The 7,785-nt window shown below is 74.7% G+C and carries 8 protein-coding genes and 1 tRNA gene; 3 read left to right on the top strand and 6 right to left on the bottom strand.

All coding sequences use genetic code 11. The annotated features are described in order from the left end of the window. Positions 1-69: 69 nt before the first annotated feature. Positions 70-1,542, bottom strand: a complete 1,473-nt coding sequence (locus tag ACFV0G_RS15360) for a glycoside hydrolase family 5 protein (RefSeq protein WP_380546791.1) — start codon at positions 1,540-1,542, stop codon at positions 70-72. Positions 1,543-1,618: 76 nt separating this feature from the next. After that, on the bottom strand, positions 1,619-2,314 hold the full coding sequence (locus ACFV0G_RS15355; RefSeq protein ID WP_380546789.1) for a TetR family transcriptional regulator: 696 nt from the start codon (positions 2,312-2,314) through the stop codon (positions 1,619-1,621). A 120-nt stretch (positions 2,315-2,434) separates the two neighbouring features. On the opposite strand from ACFV0G_RS15355, the gene ACFV0G_RS15350 reads away from it, so the two are divergent. Then, positions 2,435-3,670, top strand: a complete 1,236-nt coding sequence (locus tag ACFV0G_RS15350) for an acyl-CoA dehydrogenase family protein (RefSeq protein WP_380546787.1) — start codon at positions 2,435-2,437, stop codon at positions 3,668-3,670. 39 nt (positions 3,671-3,709) lie between these two features. On the opposite strand, the gene ACFV0G_RS15345 is transcribed toward ACFV0G_RS15350, so the two are convergent. The 3 genes from ACFV0G_RS15345 to ACFV0G_RS15335 form a co-directional block, all read right to left on the bottom strand. Beyond that, positions 3,710-4,492, bottom strand: coding sequence for an enoyl-CoA hydratase/isomerase family protein (locus ACFV0G_RS15345; RefSeq protein ID WP_380546785.1), 783 nt, complete (start codon positions 4,490-4,492; stop codon positions 3,710-3,712). Positions 4,493-4,524: 32 nt separating this feature from the next. Continuing rightward, positions 4,525-4,944, bottom strand: a complete 420-nt coding sequence (locus ACFV0G_RS15340; RefSeq protein WP_380546783.1) for a RidA family protein — start codon at positions 4,942-4,944, stop codon at positions 4,525-4,527. A gap of 191 nt (positions 4,945-5,135) precedes the next feature. Continuing rightward, on the bottom strand, positions 5,136-5,759 hold the full coding sequence (locus tag ACFV0G_RS15335) for a GNAT family N-acetyltransferase (protein WP_380546781.1): 624 nt from the start codon (positions 5,757-5,759) through the stop codon (positions 5,136-5,138). A 66-nt stretch (positions 5,760-5,825) separates the two neighbouring features. Here ACFV0G_RS15335 and ACFV0G_RS15330 point away from each other — a divergent pair, with 66 nt between their 5' ends. Continuing rightward, a complete protein-coding gene (locus tag ACFV0G_RS15330; protein ID WP_380546779.1) occupies positions 5,826-6,434 on the top strand; it encodes a TetR/AcrR family transcriptional regulator in 609 nt (202 codons plus the stop codon). 137 nt (positions 6,435-6,571) lie between these two features. On the opposite strand, the gene ACFV0G_RS15325 is transcribed toward ACFV0G_RS15330, so the two are convergent. Beyond that, positions 6,572-6,647: transfer RNA gene (locus ACFV0G_RS15325), tRNA-Arg, on the bottom strand. Between the two features lie 640 nt (positions 6,648-7,287). On the opposite strand from ACFV0G_RS15325, the gene ACFV0G_RS15320 reads away from it, so the two are divergent. Further along, positions 7,288-7,785: single-stranded DNA-binding protein (locus ACFV0G_RS15320; RefSeq protein ID WP_380546777.1), on the top strand; the 498-nt coding region annotated here is incomplete at its 3' end.

Here is a 7,785-nt window from a genome sequence, read left to right as displayed (position 1 = left end):
CTCGCCGCCTGCTTTCCTGAGTGGGGTCGGTCCCCCCACAGAGGCCTGCCGTGCTGGTCCCACGACCCCTCATCCCCGCAGGGCCGGGAGTCCCGACAGCACCACGGTGACCTGCGTGCCGGGCCGGACGCCGGGCACCCGGACCCGGACGGTGCCCGCGCGGTCCGCGGCCGGCTGCCGCACCTCCACCACCGCCCGGAGCGCCCCGTCCACGGCGGCCCGCAGGCCGTGCGGGAACGCGCCGGCCGGGACGGTGATCTCGGTGGTCCGCCCGCTCCCGTCGGCGGTCAGGCGCAGCGTGTACCGGCTGCCGTCGAAGGACTCCGCCACCGGCACCCCGGCGGCCGCCGCCGGGTAGGGGCCGAACGCGGGACCGTAGCCGGGGGCGGGCCGCCCGTCCGGGCCGAGTGCGCAGTAGCCGCCGTCGCCGCGGCACCAGTACCAGAGCGTCCAGCCCGCGGCGAAGCCCCGCATCGCCTCGACCTGGCGGGCGACCAGCGCGGCGTTGCCCGGGGTGCGGGCGGTCGGCGGGCCCCACTCGCCGACCAGGACGGGCAGCCGGCCGGCCCGCGGGTAGCCGGTGACCGCGGCGGTGTAGGCCGCCACGAAGCCGTCGGACTCGTCCCAGTCGCGACCCGCCTCCACGGCGGTGTCGTAGAAGTGCGGTGCGTAGCCGATCCGATCCGGCCCGCGCCGGGGGTCGGCGAACCGGGGCAGCGCGGTCGGCACCCCCTGGCCGACCAGGACGGTCGGTTCGACGAACAGCCAGGAGCGGTCGTCGACCCGGCGCACCGCGTCGATCAGCCGCCGGTACATCCGGGCCAGCCGGCCCCGTTCCAGGGCGGCCGAGGAGGCGGCGAGCACGGCCGGGTCGGCCGGGTCCCCGTCGACGGGGCCGAACGGCTCGTTGAACAGGTCGTAGCCCAGCAGCGCCGGGTGGCCGCGCAGCGCGCGGGCCACCGTGGTGTACAGGTCCGCCTGGGCGCGCCGCAGGTCCGCGTCGTCGTACAGGTGGCGGAACGCGGCCTGGACGGCGGGCTGGAAGTAGCCGGCGAACCAGTCGTTCGGATCGGGGGTGAACGGCAGCCCGTCGTCCCGGGTCGCCCAGCGCGGCACGCCCCGGTCGCCGCCGCCGAACGCCGGCCCGTAGACGTCCTGGTGGAAGTCGACGACGGCGAGCAGGCCGGCCCGCTGCGCACTGTCGAGCAGGCCGCGGACGCGGGCGAGTTCGGCCCGGTCGTAGCGGCCGGGGGCGGGTTCGAGCCGTGACCAGGAGACGGCGATCCGGACCAGCGAGAAGCCGTCGGCGGCGATCGCCCGCAGGTCGCCGTCGCGGGCCTCGGCGTACTTGTCCAGGTTGAAGCCGCGCAGTTGGAGCGTCCGCCCGTCGGCGTCGGTGAACAGCGTGCGGCCGTCCGGGACGGTCACCGTGCCGGCCGGGATCCGGTCGGCCGGGGCCGTCCGGGCGGCCGCGGGGGAGAGCGGGGCGAGCAGGGCGGCCAGGGTCAACAGGAGTGCTGCGGCGGTACGGCGGTGACGCACGGTGCACCTCGCAGGGGGAGTCGGTGACCGTGATGATGCCGCCGCCCGAGCGGCTCGCACAAGAGGTGAGCAGGGCTCAGGTTTGCTCCTCCGCGGGGGCGTTGTCGGCCTCCTCGGCCGCGGGCAGCACCGCGGGCGGCAGCGCGGCCGCCGCCGCCAGCCGCCCCCAGAGCAGGTCGGCCAGGGCCTGCACCATCCGGGCCCGCGGACACGGCCGCTGCTCCAGCCACCAGTCGCCGGCCGCCAGCACCATCCCGGTGATCGCCCGCCCCCAGGTCTCGGAGAGCAGCGGGGTGTCCGCCCCCAGGTCGACCTGGAGCTGCACCGCCCGGGTGATCTCCTCGGCGATCTGCTTCAACGCCGGCGCCAGCGCATTGCCGGCGCCGGTGGGGTCGCCCGGCTCGGGATGGGTCAGCAACCGGTACACCTGCGGGCGGGACTCGATGGCCGCGAGGTAGGTGTCGATCACGTGCTCGACCTGGTCGCGGCGCTCCAGCGGCTCGCTCAGTGCCGCCCGCACCGCCGCGAGCAGTCCGGCGGTGTGGCGCTCCGTCAGGGCGCCGATCAGGCCGTTCCGGTCGCCGAAGTGGCGGTAGAGGATGGGCTTGGTGATGCCGGCCTCGGCGGCGATCGCGTTCATGCTGGCCCCGGGGCCCTCGCGCTGGATGACCCGGTCGGCGGCGTTGAGCAGTTGCTCGCGGCGGTGCTCGCCGTTCGGTGCGGCGGCAGGGGTCGGCACGGTGCTGCTCCTCGGGGGTGCGGGCGTTGACATGCGTTACCAATCAGTAGCAGACTCCGGTGATGTTACCCGAGGTAACACCCGCCGCGGCGCGACCCGCCGATCGGCCCCCACCCCCCGTCTGTGTGCGCATTCCCGCGAAAGGCACGCCCCATGAGCACCTTCTCCCTCGACCCGGGACCGGACCAGATCGCCGTCCGCGACTGGCTGCACGGCTTCGCCGCCGACGTCATCCGGCCCGCCGCGGCCGAGTGGGACGAGCGCGAGGAGACCCCCTGGCCGGTCATCCAGGAAGCGGCCAAGATCGGCATCTACTCCCTGGACTTCTACGCCCAGCAGTACTTCGACCCCTCCGGCGTCGGCATCCCGATCGCCATGGAGGAGCTCTTCTGGGGCGACGCGGGGATCGGCCTGTCGATCGTCGGCACCACCCTCGCCGCGGTCGCCGTGCTGGCCAACGGCACCGAGGAGCAGATCGGCACCTGGGCGCCGCAGATGTTCGGCACCCCGGACGACGTCAAGGTCGCCGCCTTCTGCTCCTCCGAGCCGGACGCCGGCTCCGACGTCTCCGCGCTGCGCACCCGCGCCGTCTACGACGAGGCGAAGGACGAGTGGGTGCTCAACGGCACCAAGACCTGGGCCACCAACGGCGGGATCGCCTCGGTGCACGTGGTCGTCGCCACCGTCGACCCGGCCCTCGGCGCCCGCGGCCAGGCCTCGTTCGTGGTGCCGCCCGGCACCCCGGGGCTCTCCCAGGGCCAGAAGTTCAAGAAGCACGGCATCCGCGCCTCGCACACCGCCGAGGTCGTCCTCGACGGCGTCCGCGTCCCCGGCCACTGCCTGCTCGGCGGCAAGGAGAAGCTGGACGAGCGCCTCGCCCGTGCCCGCGAGCGCGCGGCCGGCGGCGCGTCCGCCGGCAGCAAGGGCAAGAACGCGGCGATGGCCACCTTCGAGGCGTCCCGCCCGGCGGTCGGCGCCCAGGCGATCGGCATCGCCCGCGCCGCCTACGAGGTCGCCCTCGACTACGCGAGGACGCGCGTGCAGTTCGGCCGCCCGATCATCGACAACCAGGGCGTGGCCTTCCAGCTCGCCGACATGAAGACCCGCATCGACGCCGCCCGGCTGCTGGTGTGGCGCGCCTCCTGGATGGCGGCCAACAACCAGCCCTTCACCAGCGCCGAGGGCTCGATGTCCAAGCTGTACGCCGGTGAGACCGCGAAGTACGTCACCGCGCAGGCGATGCAGATCCTCGGCGGCAACGGCTTCACCCGCGAGTACCCGGTCGAGCGGATGCACCGCGACAGCGCCATCTACACGATCTTCGAGGGCACCAGCGAGATCCAGCGGCTGGTCATCGCCCGCGCCATCTCGGGGATGCCGATCCGCTGACCCGCCGCCGCGGGCAGGGCGCGGCGCCGGGCCCCGGTCTCAGAACCGGGGCTCGCGCCGCTCCAGGAAGGCCGCCAGGCCCTCCCGGACGTCCGGCGCCTCCCGCGACCTGCGCTCCCACGGCGCCACCGCCGCGGCCGCGTCCTGCGCAGGCACCGCCAGCGCAGCCTTCACCGCGCCGATCGTCTGCGGCGAGCGCTTCGCCAGCAGCGCGGCGAACTCCTTCGCCCGCGCGTCCAGTTCGGTGGCCGGCAGCACCTCGTCCACCAGGCCGAACCGCTCCGCCCGCTCGGCGGTCACCAACTCGCCCGAGAACAGCAGGTACTTGGCCCGGGCCGGCCCCACCAGTGCGGCCAGCCGCACGGTCGGCACCGACGGGTAGACCACCCCCAGCTTGGCCGGGGTGATCCCGAACCGCGCGTCGTGGGCGGCGAAGCGGAGGTCGCAGGCGACCGCCAGCTGGCAGCCGCCGCCGACGCAGGCACCGTGCACCACCGCGATCGTGGGATGCGGGAAGGCGGCCAGCGCCTCCTCGGCGGCCACGTTCTCGGCGTGGTACGCGTCGGCCCGGGCCGGATCGCCGTACACCTCGGACAGCTCGGCGATGTCCGCCCCGGCGCAGAACGTCCGCTGCGCGCCGGTGACCAGCAGCGCCCGCACGCCCGGCTGCGCGGCGACCTTCGCCAGCACCCCGGGCAGCCCCCGCCACATGGCCAGGGTCATCGCGTTGCGCCGCTCCGGCCGGTCCAGCAGCAGGGTCGCCACCGGACCGTCCAGCTCCACCCGCAGTCCGGCCGTGCCGGTGTCGAACTCCTCGGCCATCACTGCCTCCGCGCTGGGGACCGGTCCGCGGATCACCCTTCCACAGCGGCGGCCTCCGGGACCACGGCGGTCACTGTGATCTCCACCAACTGGCCGGTGTAGCCGAGGCAGGCCACGCCGAGCAGCGTCGAGGTGTGCGGACCGGCGGCCAGCCCCGAGGCGTTCACCACGTCCCACACCGCGGAGAGCGGGCCGGGCTCGGCCGCGACCACGTAGACCGTGCTGGCCACCACGTCGGGCAGGCCGGCGCCGACGTGCTGCAGCGCCTCCGCCACATTGGCCACGACCTGGCGGGCCTGCTCGACGTGGTCGCCCGGGCCGACCAGCGCCCCGTCGGCGTCCAGCGGCACCCCGCCGGCCAGGAAGGCGAGCCGGCTGCCCGCCTCGACCACCGCGGTGTGCGCGTAGCCGGGCGGCGGGAAGAGGCTGGGGACGGTGCTGCGCTGGACCATGCGGGCGCTCCTGGGATCGGGGGCGGACTCGGCCGACTGTGCCGATCCTGCGCCAGGCCCGGCGGCCTGTCACACGGTTTTCGGCCCCCGGGAGGGTCGCCGGTCCGGCCGTGCGGGCCGCCGGTCGGGCCGTGCGGTCCGCCGGTCGGGCCGAGCGCGGCACTGCTCCGGCCATGCGGGGGCGGGTCGCGTCAGTGCGCCTCGGCGTCCGTGGGGGTGCTGGTGCCGGTGCCGGTGCCGGTGCCGGTCCGGGCGTCGGTGCCCCCGTGCCGCTCCGGACGCCATTCGTGGGTGAGCAGCGACCACACCTCCTTGTCGTGGCGCACGCCGTTGTTGGGGAAGTACTCGCGCAGCACGCCGTCCAGGTGCATGCCCATCCGGCGGGCGACGGCGCGGCTGCGCTCGTTGCGGGTGCTGCTCCACCACTCCACCCGGTGCAGCCCGCGCTCGACCAGTGCGTAGTCGATCAGGTGGCGCACCGCGGCGCTGACCAGGCCGCGGCCCTCACCGGCCTTTTCGGTCCAGACGCCGATTTCGCAGACGCCCGACGCGGCGTCGAAGTTCACGAACATCACGCCGCCCACCAGCGTGCCGTCCAGCCAGATTCCGAAGATCCGGCCGCGGTCGGCCGCCTGGCGGTCGGCATATCCCTGCAGCGTGGCCCGGGCCGATTCGAGATCGGTGGAGCGGGAGGCCCAGGGGATCCACGGATCGGTGTTGGCCCGGGCCCGGTCGATGTGGGCCAGGAATTCAGGGGCCTGCCAGGGCTCCAGCGGGCGCAGTTCGGCGTCGTCGGCGAGCGGGAGGGCGTACATGGGGGCCTCCGGGGCGGGGGTGGCGGAGAAGTACATAACAAACGTTTGGTAGGTACCATAGCGCGCATGACCCCCGCCCGTGGAGACCACGAAGCCCGCCGCCGCGACGTCTCCGAGGCGGTCTGGCGGGTCCTGGCGGCCCGCGGCTTCGCCGGCCTCACGCTGCGCGCCGTCGCCGCCGAGATGGGGGCGAGCACCGGCCTGCTGACCCACTACTTCCCGAGCAAGCGGGCACTGGTCGCCCACGCGCTGGAGGTGCTGGACGAGCGCTCCGAGGCGCGGCCGAGGCCGGCCGCCGACGGCGCCCGGCCCGCCGGGGGGCTCGTGATGTTCCGCGCCGTGCTGCTCGACGTCCTGCCGCTGACCGAGCGTGACGCCGCGGACAACCGGATCTGGGTGGGCAGCTGGGACGCGGCGCTGGCCGACCCGGGGCTCGCCGCCGACCACGCCGAGCGCTACCGGCGCACCCGCCGCCGGCTGGTCGAGTACGCGTGCGAGGCCCAGCGGCTGGGCGAACTGCCGTCCGGGCCGGCGCCCGAGGAGACCGCGGCGGCGGCGCAGAGCTTCGTCCTCGGTCTGGTGGTGCAGGCGCTCTTCGCGCCGGAGGAGTTCCCGCCGGAGCGGCAGACCGCGCTGCTGGACGGCTACCTGGCCGGGCTGGCCGCGGGGCGGTAGCGCGGGAGGGCCGGCGGCCGCGGTCGGCCTTGTGCCGCCCCGTGCGGTACGGCGAGTGTCGCGGGCGACCTTTTGCGTCTCGACGGCCGGGGCCCGCTGGGCGGGAACGCCGGGCCGGGGGCGGGCGGACCCTCGGGTGGTGCCCCCAGCAGGATTCGAACCTGCGACCTACCGCTTAGAAGGCGGGTGCTCTATCCGCTGAGCTATGGGGGCAAGACCGGTGCCGGTCGTGCAGGTGCCGGCCGGGCCGGCGGTGGATCTGCGGGCGTGCGGTGGTGCCCGGTCCGGGCCCCGTCGGGTACGGCTGTCCGGGCAGGCGCCTCGCCCCGTCCGGCACGGGATGCCCGGGACAGGATAAGGGTGACCAGATCCCCCGCCGGGCGTTCCGGCGCCGCTTCGGGTGTGTCGGCCTCGGCGGAGCGGTCCGATAATCGCAGGTGGCGGACGGACGTGCAGCGGTCTGCGAGGATCTGGACCCGGACGTTGTGCAGTCGTTACGGGGCTGCCTCCTCACCTGTTATGGATTCGAGGCGGTGTTTGGCCGCCCGCCGACGCGGTGGGGGTCGGATTTGGGTTCGTTCGGTCGGATGACCTGGACGGACACCCGGTGCGGCCACCCGTTCGGGGGCGGGCGGCTGCGGCGGGGCGGCCGCGTCGTTGTCATGACCTCGCAGGTTGCCGTTCCCGAGATCGACTCCTCTGGCTGATTATTCACCCTTGCGGGGGATCCCGGTTATCCACACCCCCCGGTTTTCCACAGGCATTTCCTCCTTTCCTCCGGCTGTTGTGCCGGTCCGCCAGGATCGCCCTGCGTGCCGGTCGGCCCGCATTCTTCGAGGCGGAGGGATTACCCGTGAATGAGACCCTCGTGACAATCGTCGGCAATGTCGCGTCGACGGTGAGTTATGCGCAGACGGCGTCCGGCGTGCCGGTTGCGAACTTCCGGATGGCGACCACCGAGCGGCGGTTCGACCGCGCGGCGGGGGATTGGGTGGACGGCGACACCACCTGGGTCACCGTGGTCGCCTGGCGGTGGCTGGCGACCAATCTGGTGAGCTCGGTCAACAAGGGCGATCCGGTCGTGGTGAGCGGCCGACTGAGGGTCAGGGAGTGGGGCGAGGAGGGCCGTCGGCGGACGGCGGTCGAGATCGACGCCCGGTCGGTCGGCCATGACCTGGCCCGGGGCACCTCGGCGTTCCGCTGGGCGGTCCGCGGCCGCGACGACCGGGTGCCCGCGCCGGTGGAGGCCTTCGCGGGCCCCGGCGGGGCGGGGGCGGCCGGTGATCCGGTGGGCGTCGACGAGGCCGTCCCCGACTGGATCGTCGCCGCGGTCGGCGCCCGGTGGGCGGCC

Origin of the sequence: Kitasatospora sp. NPDC059571 (assembly GCF_042735675.1) — a bacterium.
In the GTDB taxonomy this organism is placed as follows: domain Bacteria; phylum Actinomycetota; class Actinomycetes; order Streptomycetales; family Streptomycetaceae; genus Kitasatospora.
Note: the sequence above shows the minus strand (reverse complement) of the source record. Positions and strands in the feature narration are given on the sequence as shown.

What these genes read in the sequence shown, in the direction of transcription:
- ACFV0G_RS15335 (WP_380546781.1), bottom strand. Translation starts at nt 5,759, where the DNA reads ATGTACGCCCTCCCGCTCGCCGACGACGCCGAACTGCGCCCGCTGGAG.
- ACFV0G_RS15330 (WP_380546779.1), top strand. Translation starts at nt 5,826, where the DNA reads ATGACCCCCGCCCGTGGAGACCACGAAGCCCGCCGCCGCGACGTCTCC.
- ACFV0G_RS15350 (WP_380546787.1), top strand. Translation starts at nt 2,435, where the DNA reads ATGAGCACCTTCTCCCTCGACCCGGGACCGGACCAGATCGCCGTCCGC.
- ACFV0G_RS15340 (WP_380546783.1), bottom strand. Translation starts at nt 4,944, where the DNA reads ATGGTCCAGCGCAGCACCGTCCCCAGCCTCTTCCCGCCGCCCGGCTAC.
- ACFV0G_RS15355 (WP_380546789.1), bottom strand. Translation starts at nt 2,314, where the DNA reads ATGTCAACGCCCGCACCCCCGAGGAGCAGCACCGTGCCGACCCCTGCC.
- ACFV0G_RS15345 (WP_380546785.1), bottom strand. Translation starts at nt 4,492, where the DNA reads ATGGCCGAGGAGTTCGACACCGGCACGGCCGGACTGCGGGTGGAGCTG.